11 protein-coding genes and 1 pseudogene are annotated in these 22,848 nt (G+C 40.7%); 5 read left to right on the top strand and 7 right to left on the bottom strand.

The genetic code is table 11. From position 1 onward, the window contains the following. Positions 1–7 precede the first annotated feature (7 nt). Genes AC1DG9_RS08040 through AC1DG9_RS08020 form a run of 5 tightly spaced genes read right to left on the bottom strand, consistent with a single transcriptional unit; the run spans position 8 to position 13,551 of the window. The gene (locus AC1DG9_RS08040; RefSeq protein ID WP_337717396.1) at positions 8–1,216 is read right to left on the bottom strand and encodes a glycosyltransferase; all 1,209 of its coding nucleotides are present in this window, start codon (positions 1,214–1,216) and stop codon (positions 8–10) included. Next, positions 1,209–1,973 (bottom strand): alpha/beta fold hydrolase, encoded by a 765-nt coding sequence (locus AC1DG9_RS08035; RefSeq protein ID WP_477634485.1) that lies wholly within the window; start codon positions 1,971–1,973, stop codon positions 1,209–1,211. The genes AC1DG9_RS08040 and AC1DG9_RS08035 overlap by 8 nt, the downstream gene beginning before the upstream one ends. Next, a complete protein-coding gene (locus AC1DG9_RS08030) occupies positions 1,964–2,263 on the bottom strand; it encodes an acyl carrier protein (protein ID WP_048907178.1) in 300 nt (99 codons plus the stop codon). Before AC1DG9_RS08030 ends, AC1DG9_RS08035 begins: the two co-directional genes overlap by 10 nt. Continuing rightward, complete coding sequence (locus tag AC1DG9_RS08025; protein WP_337717394.1) at positions 2,251–6,528, bottom strand: type I polyketide synthase; 4,278 nt, start codon at positions 6,526–6,528, stop codon at positions 2,251–2,253. The genes AC1DG9_RS08030 and AC1DG9_RS08025 overlap by 13 nt, the downstream gene beginning before the upstream one ends. A gap of 12 nt (positions 6,529–6,540) precedes the next feature. Then, the gene (locus AC1DG9_RS08020) at positions 6,541–13,551 is read right to left on the bottom strand and encodes an SDR family NAD(P)-dependent oxidoreductase (protein WP_477634484.1); all 7,011 of its coding nucleotides are present in this window, start codon (positions 13,549–13,551) and stop codon (positions 6,541–6,543) included. A 547-nt stretch (positions 13,552–14,098) separates the two neighbouring features. Between AC1DG9_RS08020 and AC1DG9_RS08015 the strand changes: the two genes are divergently transcribed. Continuing rightward, a complete protein-coding gene (locus tag AC1DG9_RS08015) occupies positions 14,099–14,632 on the top strand; it encodes an OmpA family protein (protein ID WP_172661130.1) in 534 nt (177 codons plus the stop codon). Between the two features lie 40 nt (positions 14,633–14,672). Here the strand turns inward: AC1DG9_RS08015 and AC1DG9_RS08010 are convergent, their stop codons facing one another. Both AC1DG9_RS08010 and AC1DG9_RS08005 read right to left on the bottom strand, forming a co-directional pair. Further along, positions 14,673–15,095 (bottom strand): hypothetical protein, encoded by a 423-nt coding sequence (locus AC1DG9_RS08010; protein WP_337717390.1) that lies wholly within the window; start codon positions 15,093–15,095, stop codon positions 14,673–14,675. A 61-nt stretch (positions 15,096–15,156) separates the two neighbouring features. Continuing rightward, on the bottom strand, positions 15,157–15,714 hold the full coding sequence (locus AC1DG9_RS08005) for a hypothetical protein (protein ID WP_288884194.1): 558 nt from the start codon (positions 15,712–15,714) through the stop codon (positions 15,157–15,159). Positions 15,715–15,851: 137 nt separating this feature from the next. On the opposite strand from AC1DG9_RS08005, the gene AC1DG9_RS08000 reads away from it, so the two are divergent. From AC1DG9_RS08000 to AC1DG9_RS07985, 4 genes and pseudogenes are all read left to right on the top strand, one after another. Beyond that, positions 15,852–16,802 (top strand): hypothetical protein, encoded by a 951-nt coding sequence (locus AC1DG9_RS08000; protein ID WP_172661133.1) that lies wholly within the window; start codon positions 15,852–15,854, stop codon positions 16,800–16,802. 94 nt (positions 16,803–16,896) lie between these two features. Continuing rightward, the gene (locus tag AC1DG9_RS07995) at positions 16,897–18,357 is read left to right on the top strand and encodes a PP2C family protein-serine/threonine phosphatase (RefSeq protein WP_477634483.1); all 1,461 of its coding nucleotides are present in this window, start codon (positions 16,897–16,899) and stop codon (positions 18,355–18,357) included. 1 nt (position 18,358) lies between these two features. Then, entirely contained in the window at positions 18,359–22,384 is a 4,026-nt protein-coding gene (locus AC1DG9_RS07990) for an FtsW/RodA/SpoVE family cell cycle protein (protein ID WP_337717386.1), read from the top strand. A gap of 18 nt (positions 22,385–22,402) precedes the next feature. Continuing rightward, positions 22,403–22,848: pseudogene (locus AC1DG9_RS07985) on the top strand (FHA domain-containing protein); the annotation flags it as partial.

Raw genomic sequence — 22,848 nt, 5'->3', positions numbered from 1 at the left:
TTCTCTTTTAATTATTTAATACCTCAACATATCTTACCGCGCTTAACTGTACAAGCAAATCAGCAGCAGTTTCCGTCCCTCCAGCCTCTTCAAAAGACAAGCTCATCTGTCGTGCTGCCTTACCGAAAGATTCATTATTTAAAATTTCCTCAACAGCTTCCTTAAGATGTTTTGATTTGAACCGATTGAAATTTAACCTCAACCCGGCACCCACTCTGACCACCCTTCCGGCAACGTGCGACTGGTCGTACGCAATAGGCACAACTACCATTGGCAAACCATTAGTTAAAGTTTCACATACTGTATTATGACCTCCGTGACAAACAACTGCATCGAGATAAGGTAGCAGCTCCAGCTGTGGAACATTGCGCTGAACGATAAAATTCCCGGGCCATTCATCAAATAACGAAGGTTCAGAAACAACCACAACAGTTAAAGGTTCTTCAGCAAAAGCTTCAATCACCTTAGCAAAAAAACTCTTCTTATGTTCGTGATCAAACGTAGTTCCTATACTTACCAATATTTTTGGTTGCGGGGTCCTCCGTTCCAATCCTTCCCAATCAAAAGGCGTTTGCCCTTCTCGCTTATGGATAACAGGACCTACAAACTGATAATTAGAAGGCAATTCCATTTCACCAAAAAAAGCTTTAGATGTCAACACCATTGTTAACAGGTCCGAGCAGGCAATAGCATTTTCACTTTCAACACCCAAATCCTTTTGAAGTGCCACAATTTGGTTTACCTCCCATTCATGGATCTTAGGTAGTTCATCCATCACCTTAATTGCAGCCGGTGCAGTAACAGAAGTTGCATAAGGAATATTTCTATTAACTGCAGCAATAGCTCCGGCAAACATCTGATGATCTGTAATTATCAGATCTGGCTTAAACTTATCCAACAAACCCACAATACCTTCGTAACTGTGTTTGTTCAAAGGGATCAAAACTTCCTCGTAAAGGAATTTGATGCTATCGATACCATAAACGATCTTCTTTGTAATGATGTCAAGATATTTCTCGCTGTCCTGTTTTTGCTGATCATTTTCATCATACTCAATAAGCAGTAACTGCCCCCCTTTAGGGAGGCGCAAAGCCAAAGATTTATCCAGACTAATCCAGGCCACTTCGTGACCGCGATGCAATAAAACAGCACCAATACTTAATGTTGGGTTAATATGCCCTGTTAAAGGCGGAACTATGAATACCAATTTAGCCATTGTTAAAAAATGTTTCCATGATATTTCCAATACTTACCGGCTCCTGAATAGGAATATTATGGTCGCCGTTAACCTCAAGCAATGCTGCTCCTCTTATCTTATTTTTCAATTTCTTACCCGCTCCCAGGCAATTTGAATTTGCACMATATAGCAGTAAAGTATCTTGCTGTATATCCGAAATCTCAGCAGCGCTAAAAAACTCCTTCTCAAGAATCATATCACTCTTTATACTGGTTTCGTGAAAAAGATACTCGTACATACGGTGGTTACGTTCCATCTGTCGCTTTCCCATTTTCACCTTCGTGGTATCTGTAAAATTGGTTACATAATGCTCCAGAAACTCCCTGCTGTAATCATCTATAATATCTCTCGTTTTATCATCATTAGGATCTGGGGCTTCTATAACAGCAAGTTTTTTTATCTTTCGGGGAAAGCGCGCAGCCATTTTTAAAGCAATAAGTCCCCCAAAACTATATCCGGCCAGGTGCACCTTATCAATCCCCAAACTATCCAGTAAATTCACCAGATCATCGGTCATACTATTAAGGTCGTAGCCATTTTCTATTCTTTCACTTAAGCCATGGCTTTTAAGATCATACATAACCACATGAAAGTGTTTCGCTAAAATGGGCGCAATATTAAAATAGTAAATAGAAAGGTTGCTAAACATCCCGTGAACAAGCAGCACCGTTTCCGCAGCCCCTTTATTCAGTTCCTGTATATGCACTCCTCTGTTATTTACTTCTATTATTGGCATTCTTCTATGTAGTTTACAATCGTTCCTAAATTCAGATTGATAAGCTGATCAAGATCCATGTTAGACAACCATCCTGTAAAGTCTATCTGCTCACCAAAGTGTGCCTTAATTTTTTCAGAAAAGGATACAATTTCAATACTATCCATCTCAAGGTCTTTAGTGAAAGAGCTTTCCATCGTGATATCCATTTCTTCCACAAACTCTTCTCCTATCACCTCTGTAATAAATTGTTTCATAAGATCAAAGATCTCGTTGCTGTTCAGTTTTGCTGTCGATACTACTGCGTCCATCCGATTATATAATTTTTATGTTTTATTGTTTTTATGAATATGTCGTGAATCCTTAATTCTTCTCCTCTGATCTCCTGTATAGTATATGCTTTTGGATTTCCCTGCAGGCCTTTCCCGAGGTATTTCCCGTAAGCCTCCTTTGCCACCCAAAAACGGGTTGCCCATTCCGCTTTGTCTTTATCTGCTAGCAGTACCTTCTCTTCCTCAGAGAAAACGAGATCAGCAAACCCTTCACTTCGCTCCTCAATCCGTTCAATGTCAATACCAACAGATCTATCGTATTGTGCAATTCCAACAGCATCAGTCCCTTTATGGGCAATAGAAACATGTATATCCTCAGTCATATTGCCATATGGGTAGGGCTTTCTGAATTCGTCTGATCTGATTTCAAAAGCAATCGGAAAGTAGGCTTCTTGTTTAGTCTTCTTCAGTAAATTTCGAACAGCATCTTTTACTGCAACTCTACTGATCATCCATTCTTTTCGCTTATTTGGCAATAATGAATTATGATGTTTTTTCTCATCCTGATTGAAATAGCGTTTTAAAATAAAGTCCCACGAAACCACCCTGCTGTAAGCGTTGTGAAACATGAACACTCCCGGGGCAATCTCTTCTGAAAGTCTGTTATTTAATGGCGACATAGAAACGCTCCACAACGCATCATCAATTTCAAGTCTTCTGTTTTGCCAGCCTGATATTACCGCCCAGATCTTATTATCCCGCTTCATCACAAAATCTGCGGTAGCAAATTCATCATTCAACTCCGTGAGCACACAAGTACATTCAAAACTTCCTTTCTGATCTTTAAAATCACCAAAGAACTCTATTTCCTGTATTTTAACAGGGAAAGCGATGCGATCTTTTGTAAGTGTAAGCTGCAGCCATAAACCAAACAGCTGTCCGGCATTATCTAAAAGAGAACCCTTGCCAGTATCACCTTCAATGATACCGGTAATGCCTTTTTCACCAACAGCAATTAATTTCTTTATACCCTGATAGCCGGGTCCATGAAACATATGTCCATCATATATCTGCTCAGTTGTTCTGTCGATGTTCAAAATCTTACCCACATCAAAACTCCTCAAAGGAGCATCAGCAAGATTAGCGGCCAGCAATACTTCTGCATTTGCAAAGCGCTCCAGATTCAGATATACCAACTGGTGATCTTTCCACTCGCCTGTAACTGTTTCTACAAATGGTTTTGCAACATTCATCCATTGGAACACCTTTATGTTCATGATCTTTTGCACCTGCTCTTCGGGCGACTGATCAACTGCAATTTCAGCGAACAGTTCAAAAATCATTGTCATTGGAATTACGGGATCCATATCATCTAGACAGTGCCATCCTTTGGGTTGTCTGAGCAATGAATGGTCTACCAGATACGGACAGTTTTCTAAACTAACATCCAGCTTTTTAGAAAATGGAACCCTCCGACCAGAGGCCCTCATAACCGGAGCGGGGGCGTTTGCAGTTTGATTAGCAGGAACTCCATTCTTAAATAACTGAAGTAATTCCGATTGRATATCAATCATCTCCTCAACATTCTCATTAAAAGCCTTCATTAGAGGATGTGAGGCAGCAGAGTCCTCCAGAACTGCCTCCCTCCGATATGCAGTCTTTTCTTGTTTTTGCGCCAGTGCTTTAATGCCTGCAATATTATTAATTATGGGTAAGCCAAGCTGAAGCACAATACCTTTTCTGGCAGCTACTTTTTTCTTATCATACCCCATGAATTGCATTCCGGCTTCCTTACCCTCAACAAACAATGCCGCTAGTACACGTTGCAACTGGGCAATACCAGAACGGATTGGTACGTTTGACGATACCGCACTATAATTTTTACCGCGTAAAGTATCATCAATAAAACCAATCAAACCACCCGATCCGATCTGCACAAACACCCTTGCACCTTCATTATAAAGTCGCTCAGTAAGTTCACGAAAGCGAACAGGCTTTATCAGGTGTTCTACACTTAACTGTCTTATTGCTTCAAAACCTTCCGGATAAAGCTCCAAAGTAGTTGCCGACCATAATGGGAACTTCGTTTTTCTAAACTGCATATCCTTCATGCCTTCCAGCATAACGTCCAGTTTATCTGCCACAAAAGGAGAATGGAATCCAGACTGAAAAGGAAGTATCTGATGAAAGATTTGCTTGGTCCTTAATATTGGCACCAGCTCATCAAGAGCCGTATTACTTCCGCAAAGAATAACCTGTTGCGGGCAATTATCATTTGAAAGATATAGTTGATCTATGTTTTCGATAATAGGCTGCAGCTTATCAATTCCACATCCTACGGCAATAAATTTGGAATCCTTTAACTCAAATGTTTCCGGGTTGAGGTAGTTAAGCAATTGCATTACCGATGATTCTTCTGCCAGCTCAGAAGATCTTGCCGCGAGCCATTCCCCTAAGCTATGTCCTGCATTCATATCAGGCAGTACACCTAATTGCTTAATGGCCGTATCAAGAATGCTGCTTTTCTCCAGAATTTTCAAAGCTTCATCTAATAAACCACCAGCTGTCGATACCTCCTTATGTGCAATATTGAAATGCTCAGCAACACTAAGTACCTCTCCACCTGCCAAACCATCAAGGCCTGGAAACACAAAAGCTACTTTCCCACCCTTGCTTAAAAGAGGCTCATTATTATACCATATATCTTGTTTATTGCGCCATGGAATATTTTTCCCCGCAATTTTAAGCGCTTTCTTTATTCGCTCGGGAGTTGGATCAAACACCGCAATGCGATATTTGCCTTCACCAGGATCTTTGTCATTGGTTTCCAAAGCATCCAACAAAGCTTCGTGGCTGTGGCGCGCTATTAACAATACCTGATCTGTCTGTGTACTCTTTAAAACAGAAGCAGGCTCCGGCTTATTAGCTTCATAACCTTCAAGTACCACATGTGCATTTATGCCTCCAAAACCAAAGGCATTTACACCCGCAATCCTTGGTAAACCTGAAGTTTCCCAATTCTGCGCATCTTGCACAGCACTAAATCTCGTTTCTTTTAATTGCGCTAGAGGAACATCACAATGCAATGTCGGCGGAATAATACCATGATACAATGCTAATGATGTCTTTATCAGTCCTGCAATACCCGAAGCAGGCATGGCATGACCGATATTAGATTTTACCGTTCCAATACCTGCCTTTGGCAATGAATTATCACTACCAAAAAATTGCAATAAAGTCTCTATCTCAGTTTTATCACCCAATGGCGTACCGGTACCATGAGCTTCAATGTATCCTATATCTTTTAAATCAACACCAGCATTTTCCCAGGCCTGGGCAATCGCTTTGATTTGTCCTTTTACCGAAGGGCTCATTACACTCGTGCCACTTCCATCACTACTAACACCAATACCTTTTAATACGGAATAAATTCTGTCGCCATCAGCAATTGCATCTTCAAGGCATTTTAACACTACAAACCCACAACCTTCTCCAATAAGTAATCCGTCGGCTCCCTCATCAAAAGGAGCAATCTTTCCTTTTCTGGATAAAGCACCCAGTTGAGTAAAAATACTCCAGAACGCAGCATTCTGGCCAACATGAACACCCCCTGCAATAACCATATTACAACGCTTACTATTCAACTCCTGCACCGCATGATCAATGGCAATAAGAGAGCTCGCACAGGCCGCATCTAAAGTATAAGCCACCCCGCCAAGATTTAACCTGTTGGCAACTAAAGAAGCCACAAGATTAGGAATAAGCCCCATTGCAGTATCAGCGCCAAAACGACCTTTACGAACCTGAAACTCTTTCTTTACCTTATCTATTTCTTCTTCACCCAAATGAGGTAAAAGATCTTTTAAAACACTGGCAATCTGCTCGCCTGTTCTCACTATTTCTATGGCGCGGGTAGCTCCCGGCCCGGCATAATTCCCTTTACCGATAATGATGCCCGTTTTATCAAGCGAAACATTCTTTTCAAACACCCCTGCATCTTCCAATGCTTTCTGAACCAGGTTAAGTGTTAACAAATGATCAGGTTCTGTACCTTCAACAGCTAATGGTAATATCCCAAAACCGGCAGGATCAAACTCCACTTCAGGGATAAAACCTCCACGGTTACAATAAAAACGATCGACTCCAGCAGAACCCTTTTCAAAATGTACCTGATCAATTCTATTKGCAGGAACAATCTGTGTAGAATCTACCTTGTTAATTATATTTTGCCAGAATGTCTCCACATCACCCGCACCGGGAAAAATGCAAGACATTCCTACTACAGCTACATCCGTTTTTTTCATAACGTCCCCTGGCTACCAGTTACTTCCTGCCATGATGAGTACCTGACTCTCATTTCCGTATTTAACTTCATTTACAAAGGTTTCCATACCATCCTGCAAGGGTATCATCGAAATTCCTCTGCGTTCATATTCTTTTTCCAGCGTAGACGAAACCATTCCCGCGCCTTTCCAGGGCCCCCAGTTTATCGCCATCACCTTACCATTTATCTTGGCTTTTAATGCCCAGGCGTACCTGTCCATTACGCTATTTGCTGCCGCATAATCTGTTTGTCCACGGTTTCCGTAAACCGAAGCTATGCTCGAGAAGAAGATTACGAATTGCGTTTCTGGTCTTAGCTGCTCTGCAAGCACACGTAAAGGAGTTACCTTGGTTTCAAAAACCCGTCTAAAAGATTCCACCGTTTTACCATGGAACAATTTATCCTCCAGCAAGCCTGCGCCATGAACCACCCCATCTATCCTTCCGTATTCTTCATAAACCTGACCAATAAATTTGCTTAAGCCTTCTTCGTCACGCAGATCAAGTGATGCATATGATACTATAGACCCTTCTGATTCAAGTGAGCCGATAGTTTCCAGAATCTGGTTGTTTTTATAGATTTTGTTTGTTTCCTGCTCTATTTCTAACGGTTTTTTAAGATTACCCTGTTTGATTAGATAAGCTCTGATCTCTTCTTTGGTTTTCATAAAAGTAAACTGGTCCAATCCATTGGCTCTGGGATCAGGAGAACGGCCAACTAAAATATATCTGCAAGGATAATCCTTTGCAAAATGTGTCATCAGCTTAGCGGTAATACCCTGGGCTCCGCCAAGAACCAGCACCACCGCTTCTTTATCCAGCTGAATATGGGAATCAGCCAATCCGGTTACCAGCTGCGAAGGAATAAGCTCAAGCGTTTGTCTGTTAATGCCATCATATATAACCTCAGAAGGCTCATCCGGATTCAGGATCTCATTCAAGGTGATTTTAGCAATTTCTGATGCTGCAGATTTTGTGGTTAAACTTACAACCCTGCATTTGGTATTTTCATATTCCTTATCTAAACTTTTAAACAAGCCTGAGTATCCCTGAAAGTGCCTTAACATGGCCGCATCAGATTCATTATCCATATAACCCTTGGTATCCGAAATTAGATATACCCATTTCATCTCCTCAAAATCCAGCTCCTTTATCATTGCAATATTGTCAATAATGGTAGCCTTATCTGGCGTACTGAACATGTTCAGCATGATCAAACCTTTATAACCTTTTAAACTATCTTTAGCAGAAACAACATCTACAATTGCTCCCTGAGCCTCAAATAGTTCTTTAATGGCCATGGCCTGCAAACCAGCATCGTCAGTTACCGCAAAACGAACTCCTTTTAATGATGAGGTATCTTTATTTAAAAGTTCCGAAGGGGTAAGCTCAAACCGAAGTCTTGACAATGACTCACCATAATTATCATTTACTGCGCTCTCTTCAATAATCTTTTTAGCCTCAGCAACGGTTTCGGTACCTTCAGATTCTATCTCCGAAATCCAATTTACCAGACCATTAAGCGTCTTAATCGCAGCAAGTTTTTCCATTAGATCATCGCCACTTTCCTCACCTTTACTAAAACCGATCTTTACCTTCAACTCGCCAATAATTTCCATGCGTTTAATTGAATCTATACTTAGATCCGCTTCGAGATCAAGATCCATCCCCAGCATATCCTGCGGATAACCGGTCTTATCACTTACAACTGAAAGAATTGCAGATTTAATATCTGCAAGCGTAAATTTCACACCAGTCACTTCCTCTGTAACCGGAACAGCCGAAGCAGTATTTTCATTGATCCAGTTTACCAAACCACTTAATGTTTTAATACCTGCAAGCTGCTCCATAAAAGCATCTTCATTTTTATCTGCATTACTAAAACCACCCAGTTCAGTGCGCAAGGAACCTATAATCTCCATACGTTTAATAGAATCAATACTTAAATCAGCCTCTAAGTCCATTTCCATCCCAAGCATCTCCTGAGGGTAACCAGTTTTATCACTTACAATACTCATTAAAACCGCTTTAACATCAACTTTTAATGCTACAGGTTTTACAACGGTCGCCACTGGCTGAATCTCGGACACAGGTTGCCTGGTTGCAATCTGTACCGATGGCGCTGATTGCGTTACAACCGGTGCAGGAACATACATTTGCTGAGGCATTTGCATATTTGGCGATTGCTGAGCTAAAAACGTTAACATCACATCACGTTGTGCCTGAATCATCATTTTCATACTGTTCAGGTATTCCTGCATCATTTGTTCTGCCCCATTCGATGGGTTATTTATATATTCTGTTTTCACTTCTGTTCCTTTTAGTTTAAGTGGTTGCATTATCGGCAAAGCCCCGTTTGCAGGTAGTTTCCCTACCGATGGAATTGCATGCTGCCCATTTACATACCAAACTGTTTTACTCTTCTTGTACTGCTCTGGTTCATCCAGGTTTAAATGCCTGCCATTACGGCCTTCAAACAATTTCTCCAATTTAACATCACGCCCTGTGGCTATGTAAGTCGCAATTGTACAAAGCAAATGTGTTATCTTATTGTGGCTATTGTCCTCTGCATAAAGTAGCAACTCATCTCTGCCTAAGCATGCTTTCGCTAGAGCTGTTAATACTTTTCCAGGTCCAACTTCAATAAAGATTCTTGCTCCGTCCTGGTACATCTGTTTTACCTGTTCTACAAATTTCACAGGTTTCACCAGGTGATCGGTAAGTCTTTCCTTTACTGCTTCCGCCCCTGTCGGATATAATCCAGCGGTCGTGTTTGACCAAACAGGTAAGCTGAGATCTGTAAACTCAACCTTATCTAACACATCCTTATAAATCGCTTTCGATTTAGCCACCAGCGGACTGTGGAAAGCACAGGCAACTTCCAATTGTCTGAAAGAAATTTTAGCAGTTTTAAGTATTTCTGCAAGCTTTTTAATTGCAGGCGTTGTACCTGCAATTACCAATTGAGTTGGCGAATTATAGTTTACTGCATAAACATCCTTCATGCCATCAATCACCTTAAATATCTCATCCTCCTTACTGGTTACCGCAATCATAGCCCCCGTATCTCCATCTTCTACAGCATCGAGAATCGCTTTGGCCCTTTGTTCACTCAAAAACACCAGTTGATCATCATCAAAAGCACCGGCAAAACACAAAGCAGGTAACTCACCATAACTATGTCCTGCAACCATGTCAGGTTCAATACCCAAATCTTTAAGAAAATTAGCAATTGCCAGATCCACAATACCTAAAAGCGGCTGCGCCATACGGGTATCCTTAATTCTTTCTTTTTGAGCTTTTAAAGAAGCTTCATCAAATACCGCATTTGGGAAAAGGACTTGTTCATATTTACTCCTGTTGTTTAGCAGTTTCCGCATGGCGGGAAATATCACAAAAAGATCTCTTGCCATATTGATACGCTGACTACCCTGTCCGGGGAACATAAACGCTACCTTACCGGCTCTCTTCTTAGTGATATAGGTATCTTTACTTTCAACGCCCGATAAAGCCAGGTCAATCTTCATAATCAGGTCTTCAACTCTATCAGCTACAATACTCAGCTGTATCTGCTTAGTATTTCCCATGGCCAAGCTAAAGGCAATGTCCTTTAAATCTATATTGTCGTTTTCATCCAGTAAAGCCTTTACATTACTCAATTGTTTTTTGGCTTCCTCATAGGTATCGCCTCTAAAAACAAACAGTTCAGACGGCAATGAAGTTAATGCAGATGCCTGTTCAGAAACTTTATGATCGCTTTCAATAACCGCATGGAAATTAGTACCTCCAAAACCAAAAGCACTTACCCCTGCATAACGTTTATCTTCCATCCACAACCCGGCTTCGGTATGAAAAGCGAAAGGACTTGTACTACTGTTATAATAACTGTTAGGTTTTGTTAAGTTAATGGTTGGCGGTTTTACGCCATGATAAACAGATAAAGCAGCTTTTATTAAACCTGCTAAACCTGMCGCACATTTGGTATGGCCTATCTGGGTTTTCACTGATCCCAGATGGGTTTGATTTGCCCTCGCGCCTGATTCATTTAACATATCAGTTAAAGCACTAAGCTCTGTTCTGTCGCCAACTACGGTACCCGTTCCATGTGCCTCTACCAGTCCAAGAACTGATGGCGAGATGCCCGCCTGCCCATATGCACGTTCAAGCGCCCTAACCTGACCAGATTTACGCGGGGCTGTTAAACCAAGGCTCTTCCCGTCACTTGAACCACCAATACCCTGAATTACAGCGTAAACCCTATCACCGTCCCTCAAAGCATCTTCATACCTTTTCAGCACCACCATAGCTACACCTTCACCTAAGGCAATACCGTCAGCCTCAGCATCAAACGTTGCACATCTTCCCTTGCGGGATAAAGCATGAGTACTCGAGAACATCAGGTAATCATTGATACCGTTATGTACATCCGCCCCACCAGCAAGTACCATATCCGACTTATCGAGGAACAATTCCTGACAAGCCAAATCGATAGCCGCTAAAGATGAAGCGCATGCCGCATCAACAGTATAATTGCGCCCACCAAGATTTAACCTGTTTGTAATACGTMCTGAAATTACATTGGCTAAAATTCCAGGAAAAGAATCCTCTGTTGTTTTCGGCAGCAGTTCGTCCAGTTCAGCCGGCATTTCGCCAAATACCTGTTTAAAGAAACCTCTGAAACTGTAGCTATTGGCAAGGTCATTCCCACCTTCGGCTCCTATTATTACAGATACGTTCTCTGCATTAAAGTTACCCTCTCTATAACCGGCATTTTCCATTGCCTGTTTGGCTACCATAAGGCTCAATAACTGCGTTGGCTCAATTGCCGCTAACGATTGTGGGGGAATTCCATATTCCAATGGATCGAAATCAATCTTAGGGATAAAACCACCCCATTTAGAATGCGACATGTCATTCTCCGTTGATTCCGGATTATAGTATAGCTCTTTATTCCAGCGTTCATCCGGAACTTCCGTTACCGAATCGTTCCCCAGAATAATATTACGCCAATACTCTTCAATATTTTTTGCGCCCGGAAAAATACAGGCCATTCCTACAATGGCTACGTTTAGTGATTTTCCGTTAGCCTCAGGAAGTGCAGCCAATGCTGCGTTTTCAATATATTTATAGTTGCCTACAGCAACATCTTTATGCAAATCTAAAATAGAAACAACCTCATTACGCATTGCCGCTATTTGCCCAATCATGTACATACCCAGGTGCAACTGATCCTTTTCATCAATGGTTACCAGTTTATCACCTTTGCGTTCAATTCCTTTTGCTGCAATGCGCAGGCGACCAACATTTAAGCTTTCCAGCTTTGCCCAGATTTCCTTTTTATCTACACCTTCTTTCTGGAGCTTTTCTTTTTCTTCATTAAAGAATGCCGCAAACGGAGAATTTAAACATCTGGTTTCGTGACCTGGTGCTGTTTCCAATAATATCGTATCGTTAGACACCATTGCTTGTTCCTGGAATTTATCCTGAATAGCCCCCGTAGCTACTGCCTCTCTGGTATATAAATATGAAGTACCCATCAACACCCCAACCTTTACACCTTTTGCTGCTAAGGGCGCTGCCATTACAGCAATAAATGCGGTTGATAAAGCATCATGGATGCCACCAGCAAAAAACACACTGATCTGTTCCGGTTGATCTTCTTTTAATAAACGCTCAATCTGCTTCTCCCAAAGAACCATACTCGATAACGGCCCAACATGCCCGCCGCACTCTCGCCCTTCAAAAACAAAACGCCTGGCGCCTTCCTTTAAAAACATATCCAGGAGTGAAACCGATGGCACATGAAGAAAGGTTTTGATACCCAGTTTTTCAAGCGGTTTAGCTTGCGACGGTCTGCCACCCGCAATTAACACTACCGGAGGCATCTCTTGTTTTATATATTCCAGCTGCTCATCACGCAACTCCTGAGGAGCAAAACCCAATATGCCTACGCCCCAGGTTTTATTTCCCGCAAGTCTCTTAGTTTCACTGATCAGTTCCTTTGCTCGATMTCCCTTTAACAATGATAGTGCAACAAAAGGCAATGCCCCCGCTTCAGCTACAGCATTAGCAAAAGGTGCTACATCACTAACCCTTGTCATAGGMCCTTGTGCTATCGGATAGGTAATATTTAAATCTCTTGCCAATGCATTGTCAACGCTAATCACGTTGATTGATTTAGCCTGATTAAGATGTCCGTGAACAGCTTCCTGAATCCCAAATATTAACTTGTCTAATTTTCTGTACCGGTTTACAAGATCTGCTGAGATCGCAATATCCTGCCCCATTGGGAGGAACGAGCGCTCCAGATCAAACCCATTAAAATAAGGTTCAAGATCTTTGGCTGTGGCCTCTTCAGCAAGTACAGGTGAATTCGGTCGCACCAATACCCTGAAATCCCCAATCAGTCTGGTTTCGTTACCACTTAATTTTTCGCAGATTTGTTTTATGGGGTCTGGAACGCTGCATTCAGGGAACAATGCAAGTTGACTGTCCAATACAACTCCTGCTGCACCAGACGCAATTAAAGCAGCAGCAGTATGTATTCCAACACCACCCTGTACATATATGTTTATATTTTTAACCTCTTTAACAATGCGTTGAAATAGGATATATGATGACTCATAGGCTACCTTACCGGCACCTTCATTACCTTTTACTATAATCCCGTCAGCTCCTTCGGCCTGGGCTTTTTTGGCATCTTCAACATTGCAAACCTGATAAAACAGCTTAACCTGTTTTTTTCTGGTAATTTGTATTCCATACGGCAGTATAACCATAGTTACCTGTTCAGGAAAAACAACATCCTTAAGATCGTCCGAAATCAGGCACACGCCAAATCCTGTCGAACATTTTTCTGACAACTGCTCTAACGCATCGGCAGCTACGGCTTTATCTCTTCCGAGGTGAAGTACAGGAAACGCCTTCGCATTTGACACCGCACAGGCAAGATTTACATCAGGCCTTTCAAATGGAGTTATTCCAATAATAATGGGAGTTTTCATGTTGTTGAGGGATGATTAGGGTTCAACTTCGAGTATTCTTCGAATATCATTTAACATATTCTACAGAAGCAGGATTTTTATACAGAAAAGCACCATGATTTTATTCAAAGTAGCTCTATATCAAGAAAATTATGCGCTTTCAACTAAATATTTCAACAACATTTTAAAAAACACAATAAAAAGCAATAATCCTACGCTCTTGTATGCCCAAAATTACAACTATAAAGACTCAATACCTCCAAAAAGGCAAAAGTGAACAAAAAGAACAAACACAAAAAAGCCCAAATAAATGTGTTTGACGCAATAATTTAACAACCTATTAACATCAAACTAAAATCCGACAATAAAGGGGCAAAAGTTCGTTCAATACGACTTGTTTAATCAGCGGATTTACATGAGCACAAACACTTCATTTTTTAAATAAATTTAGTAGAACACACGTTCTTAATATAACTGGCGTTATTAGTATGTTATTTTATTTGCATTTTAAGATATAATTAATACCTTTTGTGCACATAACAAATGAACTAAATTTTATAAAACTCAAATGAAAATTACAAAAACAATTTCGCTCCTTGCAGTCATCGGACTTTTGTCAATCTCGATGTATTCGTGTAAAACAAAGAAAGTAGTAGCGAAACCAAATCCGGTTCCGGTTGAGAAACCAGCACCTGCGCCAGAGCCAGAAAAACCTGCACCAACTCCTGCGCCAGAGCCAGAAAAACCAGCTCCTGCACCTGAACCAGATTTTAACTTCAAAAACATTCAGTTTGAATTTAACTCTGACGTGTTAAAAACGGCTTCATTCCCAATTTTAGATAAAGCCGTTGCCGAAATTAAAAAGGACCCTACAGCTAAATTTGTCTTAAACGGACACTCTTCAGCAGAAGGTACACCGGAAAGAAACATGTCTTTGTCTGTTGACAGAGCGAATTCAGTTAAGTCTTATCTTGTTAATGCAGGTTTAAATGCATCTAACTTTACCGTTAAAGGTTTTGGCGAAAGTCAGCCAGTAACTTCAAATTCTACTGAAGAAGGAAGAATTTTAAATAGACGAGTAGAAATTAAAGCAGATAAATAAGGTCTGCTAAAAGGAGGGAGTATTTTGCCGAACCAGCAAATTAATCAAACTTAATTTGCTCAGGCCCATCAATTTTTGATATATGGCAGGCACAATTCCCTCCTTTTACCTTTATAATTGCCGACTTGGTCTGTGCACTTTTGGTATACGTTCCGGTAACTTTAACACTATCTCCACTTTCTGAAAGTTTGCTGATATGGCGGTCGCTAGCCACAATATAAATACCAGTTTCAGAATTGATATCACTTGTCGCAACACTTAAAGTATCGCCCGTACGTTGATTTACAGCACTATAATTATCAACAGCTACTCCTTCTCCATTTTTATCTACGAACTTCAATACCAAAGTAGCAAAACTTTCATCGCAAATTTTATCCTGGCAATTTGAATTATCTGTTTTATCACATGCTGCCAGCAGTATTACCCCTACTGCGCAAACAAGCATCGCTATTTTCTTAAACATAAACATCCTTTTCATCACTAAACGTAAAATATATCAAAAACGCTACATACTATCCGCTTTCTTATTTGTCGATACTCATGGCCTCAATTTCCGCCATGTATTGAGTTAAAGCCTCGCCATAGGTAAGCTTAATATGTTCCGGCTTGCTTAGAAACACCTTAAAATCTTCAAGGTCATTAACCGTAAAACCCATTCTTACAAATAGCTCTTTATCTGTTTCCCATTCTTCCAGACTTACCTTCTTCTTTTTTAGGTTTCTGTATAATACCATGCCTTCAGCAAAATCTTTATAGGATGCCGTCTCTCTAAAAACGGTCAACATCTCAATCAGCGTTCTGTAGGTAGCCGGTTTCCCCAATCTTACCTGATCCAGCATTAAAGCGCCTAATATCGACCCTTTAAAAAACTCATTGTCAATGCTATCAAAATTACCGCAGTGTTTTAAAATCTCTATATCACGTTTCAGCATTACGTCTTGTTCTGCAGTTTTATGCTTAACAAAATAGGGTTCAGTATCAAGTACTTTAACGCAATCAATTGTATCTTGCTGTGCAAAAACCGGAAACCCCGAAAACAAAAAGAAGAAAGGGCTAAACAAACAGAAAATAGATAATTTCATAAGTTCCCGCAAAGTTAACCAACTCCTTCATACTCCCAACACAAAATCATCGTTGTAATTGTTAAATCTATGAAGGGCCATTTGGCAATGTTTTTTTTCCTTATCTTTCGATCTAATATTTACTACAGCAATTATAAATGAGTACAAAACCTTCTATTTGGCAACGCATGGGCATCCAGGACTGGTTCTTAACCAATAATGGATCCACATCATCGGGCAAGTCGAAACCGCTTACACCTAACCAGGTTTATAAATATATCATMGAAGAATTTCGGAAATCCATATCAGAATTGTCATTTGCGGAACGTGTGGTATTTTATCATGAGTTTATTATATGCCTTAATCCCGACGATTATCGTGAGTTTATAGATAACAAAAAAGGTATTCTTGGTCTAATATCTCAGGAATCTGTCGACAACTTTTATGAAATATTAAACAAACAGGTTGCAGATGGTAAAAAGGTAGAACCGTCAAGTAATAAATGGGTATTCAGATTTGTATCTCACCCGGATTATAAACCTGGAGATATTAGTTTTATAGGAAAATTATTGCCAGACAGCACGCAAAAAGAAGAAAATCTTAGAGTTACCTTTATACCACGGCAAACAGGGCTGGCCCAAACATTCGACATAAACAATGATATTCTAAAAGACTTTATATTTTACAGCGAAGGATACTATGAGATCCCTTATGTAGATATACAGAAACCTGAAGAAAAGACAATAAATGATAGCCAAAGAGTGGTGTTGGCACGTTTTGAAACTACTATTCCAGATAAAGCTTACTCCGGACAAAAATTAGAATACCTGATGAAAGCAGACGATATAGTGGTTTCCGGAAACGAGGAAACAAGGGAAGAAAATCATATTTTCAGGATTCCGTCTGAGTGGGTAAATACGCCTCATCTTAAAATAAGATACAACAGACCCGAAGATAAGTTCTATGTAGCCTCTTTTGGTGAAAAGACCATTTTAAACGAGAATCTAATTGAAAGAAGTGACATTACCGGACCTAAATGGTCTGAACTACCTGTTAACTCTCGACTTATATTGAACGGAATTATTGGTGTTAACATATTTAAATCCTGATATATGTCGCATATCTTATCTATAGCGTTATTCATTATATGCATCATTTTATTGATCGCACATTTTAGAGACATTAAAAATTCGCCCAAATAAAATGGATAGAAATTACTTTGKACTAACCGATACAGGAAAAGTAAGAGATAATAATGAAGATACCTTTATTGCCGAAACTACGGCAGCTAACGATCTGGTTATTGCCTGTGTGATAGATGGGGTTGGGGGTTATTCTGGAGGCGAAATTGCTTCGGCGATTGCCAGACAGTCAATTTTACAACACCTGAACAGTCAGCGTAAAGACTTGCCTTCGCTGATGAAGGATGCTATTATTGCTGCCGATGGACAGATAATGGCCGAAAAACAAAAAGTTAAGGAACATGAAAACATGGCCTGTGTACTTACACTGGCAGTTATCGATCTTCAAAAAAACCTGCTCTATTACGCGCATGTTGGTGATACGCGGCTGTACTTACTTCGCGACGGATCATTGGTTAAAATATCAAAAGATCAATCTTTTGTAGGCTTCATGGAAGATAGCGGACGCCTTACCGAAGAACAGGCCATGAGCCATCCCAAACGTAACGAGATTAATAAAGCTTTGGGTTTTGGTGCAAAAATAGCAGCACAGGACGATTATATAGAAACCGGCCAATCCCCTTTCCTTCCTGGTGATTTGTTATTGCTTTGTAGTGATGGCCTTTCCGACATGGTTAACAGACAAGGCATTACAGACATTCTGACCAAAAAGACCACTTTACAGGAAAAAGGAGCTGAGCTTATACAAGCAGCTAACAATAATGGTGGACGCGACAATATAACTGTTGTTTTGGTTAAAAATGGTAAACAATCACTGGTACATGAGGCAACAAAACCTGCAGTAAAAGTAAAAAGCCCAAAATCTATTGTAAATCACCAGCCTTCAATAACCCATGCTGCCCCTAAAGAGGTTACGGTGCAAAAAGAGATTACTCCTGTTGCTATTCCTGTGGTACAAAAAAACAATAAGGGTTTGGTAACACTGTTGTCTGTACTCTGCATTGTTTTTCTGGCATTCGCACTTTATCTGCTATGGCAAAATAACGTCCGTTCAAATGCCATCAAGCAGCAAAAGCTGACAGCTTTGCAACCTGTCCGTAATGAGCAGGAAGCAAAACTTCAGGACACGATTAACAAATTGGTTGGGAACACGCTAATCATTTCCGATTCCCTGTTCAAATCGCCAATTATACTTAATGAGGATATACATTTTAATAAGGATACGCTTTTCATCATTGCTAAAACGCCTATTATCATCAGAAGTGATTCAGCATATAAAGGCAGTGCTGTGTCTATTAAACCAATCAGTAAGTATGTGTTTTTAGAGAACATCACATTTGAAAACTTCCATACGGCCATATTATCCCAAAACAATGTACTGCAGCTAAAAAATGTACGGTTCAACAACTGTGTTAATTCCATAGAAGCTACTTATAATTTGCCTCAGAACATGTATATCCAGGGAAAAATACCTGCCAGTTCTTTTAAAACAGATTCATTACCAACCACTGGAAGTCATTAGTATGGAGAGCAGGAAAATAGAACGTGCTTTTATTATACTGATAACCATCGTGTTAGGATCATTATTCTTTACACTTTTCAATACCTTACAGCGCAATTTTGCCGACGTGGGTTTCCGTTTGGACAATGGAACCATGATGAACCTGAATGCTAAAAATCCAGGTGAACTCATAAAAACCTTACTTGAAAAGGGGTACTATTTTGAAGACAAAAAAGACGTAAACCTAATAGAACAAACTGTTGCAAAAGGCGTTAAGTCTTTTAAAGAGCCGCTTGATAACGTTGGGGAGCTGAATAAAAGCAAATTCTTTGTTGAGGCGGATTATGCTTTTGCCTCTGGAGGACAAAATTTCAAAAAAAGAGCTAGCGACTCGCGCGCATTACTTGGGTATACCGGCGACGACTCTTTGCGTTTTACCCAGGAAAGAAACCGGCCTCCTCAGTTACCTGCTCAAACCGACCTTAAACTAGGGGTCCATAGCATATCGGGTAAGATTATAGATACTGCCAATAAAGCCGTATCCGGCGTTCTGATAAAACTACAAATGATAGTTCCTCAGGACAGTGCTTATGTTGATGATGAGGTAGAAGTAAAATCAGCGGGATTAATATCATATGTCCGAACAGATGCCAACGGGAATTTTGCATTTTTAAATTTACCTGAAGACAAAGCCTTTGAGCTGTTACCCCTAAAACCCGGCTTTCAATTCGGAAGATCACAGGGCATACAGGAACTTCAAAAAGATGCTTCGTTTACGTTTAAGCAAACACAACATACTATCCGGCTTTTTTCTGCAAGGGATTTTAAAATCTTAAAGAAAGAAAAATCGCTGATAGTACGTACTCCTGATGAATTTAATAAATGGTTCTGGATCATTACCGGAAGTTTTTTTGCAGGATTTTTCCTGTTACATTTCCTGCTAAGCGTTAAGTTTCCTCAGGCAGATCAGCTTATTTTACCCATCATTATGCTAATGACGGGGTTCTCGTTTATAGCCTTACTCAGTTTACAGGATCCATTACGAGATCGTTTTTTAGCAAAAGATACCCTTGTTTTTTTTGGCATGGGCGTTTTCGCCATCATTATATTAATGCTCATTAAATTCCGGAAGTTTAATGTCGACTCCAGGTTTTACCGGATGCTTGTGCTTAATAAAAACTCAGGAAAAGCAAACGGGTGGCAATGGGCGGGGCTGGCACTGGCGCTACTGGCCTTAACCATCATTTTCGGAAATGGCCCCGAGGGCAGTGGTGTAAAAGTAAACCTGTTTGGTGTACAACCCAGTGAGATCGTAAAATATGCCATCATTTTATTTCTTGCAGGCTTTTTTGCCAGTAACGAGCGTTTTATCACCGAATACCGCAGCTGGCAAAAAAGATGGTATTTCTTCTCATTCGCACTTGTGGCAATGGGCATCGCTATCCTGATGTACCTGGTTCTGGGCGATCTGGGCCCTGCAATGGTGGTGTGTTTTACATTTATCATACTGTTTTCTTTCTCGCGTGGCGATTTCATGATGATGCTCATTGCCATCATTACTTACACATTAACTGTCTGGTTTTTGAACATCTGGATAGCCAGTCTGGTTACCGTTGTATTGATTGGCCTGGCCATGCTGATCAATAAAAAACAGACCAGCGAATCGGCAATAATGGTCATCATGATCATCGCGGGTTTCTTATTGATAGATCAGGTTCCTTATCTCGACAAACTCATCCCGGGGCCTGTTAACCGGCTTACAGAACGTAAATCTATATGGCAAGACCCATGGAATAACGAAGTCTATGGCGGAGACCAGGTAGCAAACGGCATTTGGGCTATGTCTGGTGGTGGCTTAACCGGTCAGGGTGTAGGCGAAGGTTTTGCCAAAACAATACCAGAGGCGCACACCGACATGATATTGCCAGCCATAGGCGAAGAATTCGGGTGGACAGGTATAGTGAGCATATTTGTGTTGTTCCTGATTTTCTTAAACAGGTCAATAATTATAGGCCGGCAAACGGGCACTCCATTTCTATTTTATCTCTGCGCAGGTATTGGGATAAGTATGTTTGTGCAGTTCCTGCTCATTGCCGGTGGTTCTACAGGAGCATTGCCCCTATCAGGTGTTGCATTACCGTTTATCAGCTATGGTGGGTCATCACTGGTAGCAAATATGATGGCAGCCGGCATTTTGCTTTCCGTTTCTTTAATCAGAGGCACAGATGTACAGATGGCATTTATTACCAAACAGCAAGATAAGAACCTTGTACCGGCACTTTTATCTGCCAGTATCGCCGTTCTTCTGTTAACCATCACCATATCAAGATATATTGCCAATAATAAAAAATGGGTAGTACAGCCATCGCTTGTAGCCGATAGAAGTGGTTTACGCATGTTTAGCTATAATCCCCGCATTGCAATTTTAATGAACAAATTAGAAGCGGGCCAGTTATACGACAGAAAAGGAAGGGTTCTTGCAACAAGTAATCCTGACTTTGTCAGGAAACAGGCAGACACGTTAAGAACATCTGGCATTAGCTATAATCTCGATTCGGCCATGCATAAACGGGTCGACAGGTATTATCCTTTCGAAGAGCAAACCTTTTTCTGGATAGGTGATGCAAACACGGGAGTATTTAACGGTAGCACAAACGGGTATTTTGCCGAGTATGAACATGCAGCAGAGCTTAGAGGCTTCCATACACCTATTACCTCCTTCAATACAAAAGCGAATAAATACCGTGAAGACCGCTTTCTGCCGAGAGGGGTAAAAGAGATGACGGTAAGCAAAAGAGATTATGCCGCCCTGGCTCCTTTACTACTGGCAGGAATCAACAGCAATGAGGTTGAATCGTTCAAAAAAAGAAACAGAGATGTTAAGCTCACCATAGATGCACGTTTACAGTCAACCATCCAGCATTCTGTTGGTTTGGATACCTCACTAAGAAAAAGCAGGGTTTCCGTGGTAATCATGGAAGATTCAACGGGCGATGTACTTGCTTCATCAGTTTATCCCTTACCTCCAGTTAAGGATTGGGAGCTGTTAAACATGACTACCAACGAACAGAACAAGCTTTCCGGCTGGTATACCAATGCAGATCTTGGGTTTACCTACGCAACACAGCCAGGCTCTACCGCTAAGGTTTTAACAGCAATGGCTGCCTTTAACAAACTGGGCATTAATGCAGCCAAAAGATCTTTTACAGTAAGTTCCTATGAAAGGATCAGAACCAAAGGTATAGAACCGGATGAAACAGGAAATATTACATTGGAGCGTGCAATTGTAAACTCAAACAATGTTTATTTTATTAAATTAGCTAATGAAGAGCATTTGCAGGAAAACATGGCCGCTTTATATATGAAAACCGGAATGTTCCTTAGAGGCGTTGGTGGTTATTACTTTGATAAGGACACCAGTAATGCAAAACAAGAGAACAAGTGGATGAATCTTTGGCGTAAAACTGAGTTTAATACTAAGCCGAGATATGATCCATCAAATATACGTCGCACCAGGGCTAAAGGTATTTCCGGGATGGCCTGGGGGCAGGGCGAGTTAATTGCTACCCCCGCCTCTGTTGCAAGGCTAATATCCGGGGTGGCTAATAAGGGCACATTAGTTGCTAATCGTTATGTTTTAAAGATCAGCGATTCTACAACTAAAGTTAAGCCAGGTATTAAGTTGGCCAATGACCCGCAATACGCGGCTTTGCTTACAGATTACATGCTTAAGCAGAGTGCCAATAAGCGGTATACATTGGGCATTACTGTAGCAGGTAAAACAGGAACACCAGAAAGGATCTGGAAAAAAGAGCGAATTAATGACGGCTGGTATGTGTTCTTTGCGCCCAAAAAATCAGGTCCCGGTCACGTTGTTGTTTGTATTCGTATAGAATCTACCAGGGGCTCAAGTAAAGCGGTACAACTTGCCGGAAAACACGTTGTACCAGCATTATTGGATCTTGGATATATCAAAGATTTTAAACCGCCTGTTGCAAAACCTGTTATAAAAGAAAACATAGTAGTAAAAAAAGATAGCATCAACTAGTTAAAGAAAGGATAAAACATGTTTAACCTATTTAGTAAAAATACCTCAGAAAAGCCACAGGATGTTAAAGCCATCAGGGAGGCTATACTTGTTTTCATTAAGCAGGAACTACAAAAAATGGAAGGCGGAGAAGGAAAACACATTAAAGGTTTCCAGCTCTACATTGCCTGTATACCTGTAGAAAAATACATGTATGAATCGGCGGTTTTTGCCGAAGAGGAGCATCATTTCAAAAATGAGGTACAAAGAATAGCTGATGATTTTGCAATAGACCTTCCCAAAACCTGGACAATGGAAACTGTTTTTGTGGACGAGCTACCTCAGCAAGCCATAAAAATGCCTAATCTGGAAGTGGCCCTTTACATAAAAACACCTGAACATGCAGCAGTACAAAAATCAGGAACAGCATACATAAGAATTTTAAGTGGTGAGGCCGAGAAAGCCGAATATACCCTCTCTTCTTC

This window comes from Pedobacter sp. 05L430 (assembly GCF_056397585.1).
Note: the sequence above shows the minus strand (reverse complement) of the source record. Positions and strands in the feature narration are given on the sequence as shown.

Bases quoted from the DNA above. Each gene is read 5' to 3' on its own strand.
- AC1DG9_RS08015 (WP_172661130.1), top strand. From the start codon at position 14,099: ATGAAAATTACAAAAACAATTTCGCTCCTTGCAGTCATCGGACTTTTG.
- AC1DG9_RS08010 (WP_337717390.1), bottom strand. From the start codon at position 15,095: ATGTTTAAGAAAATAGCGATGCTTGTTTGCGCAGTAGGGGTAATACTG.
- AC1DG9_RS08040 (WP_337717396.1), bottom strand. From the start codon at position 1,216: ATGGCTAAATTGGTATTCATAGTTCCGCCTTTAACAGGGCATATTAAC.
- AC1DG9_RS08030 (WP_048907178.1), bottom strand. From the start codon at position 2,263: ATGGACGCAGTAGTATCGACAGCAAAACTGAACAGCAACGAGATCTTT.
- AC1DG9_RS07990 (WP_337717386.1), top strand. From the start codon at position 18,359: ATGGAGAGCAGGAAAATAGAACGTGCTTTTATTATACTGATAACCATC.
- AC1DG9_RS08005 (WP_288884194.1), bottom strand. From the start codon at position 15,714: ATGAAATTATCTATTTTCTGTTTGTTTAGCCCTTTCTTCTTTTTGTTT.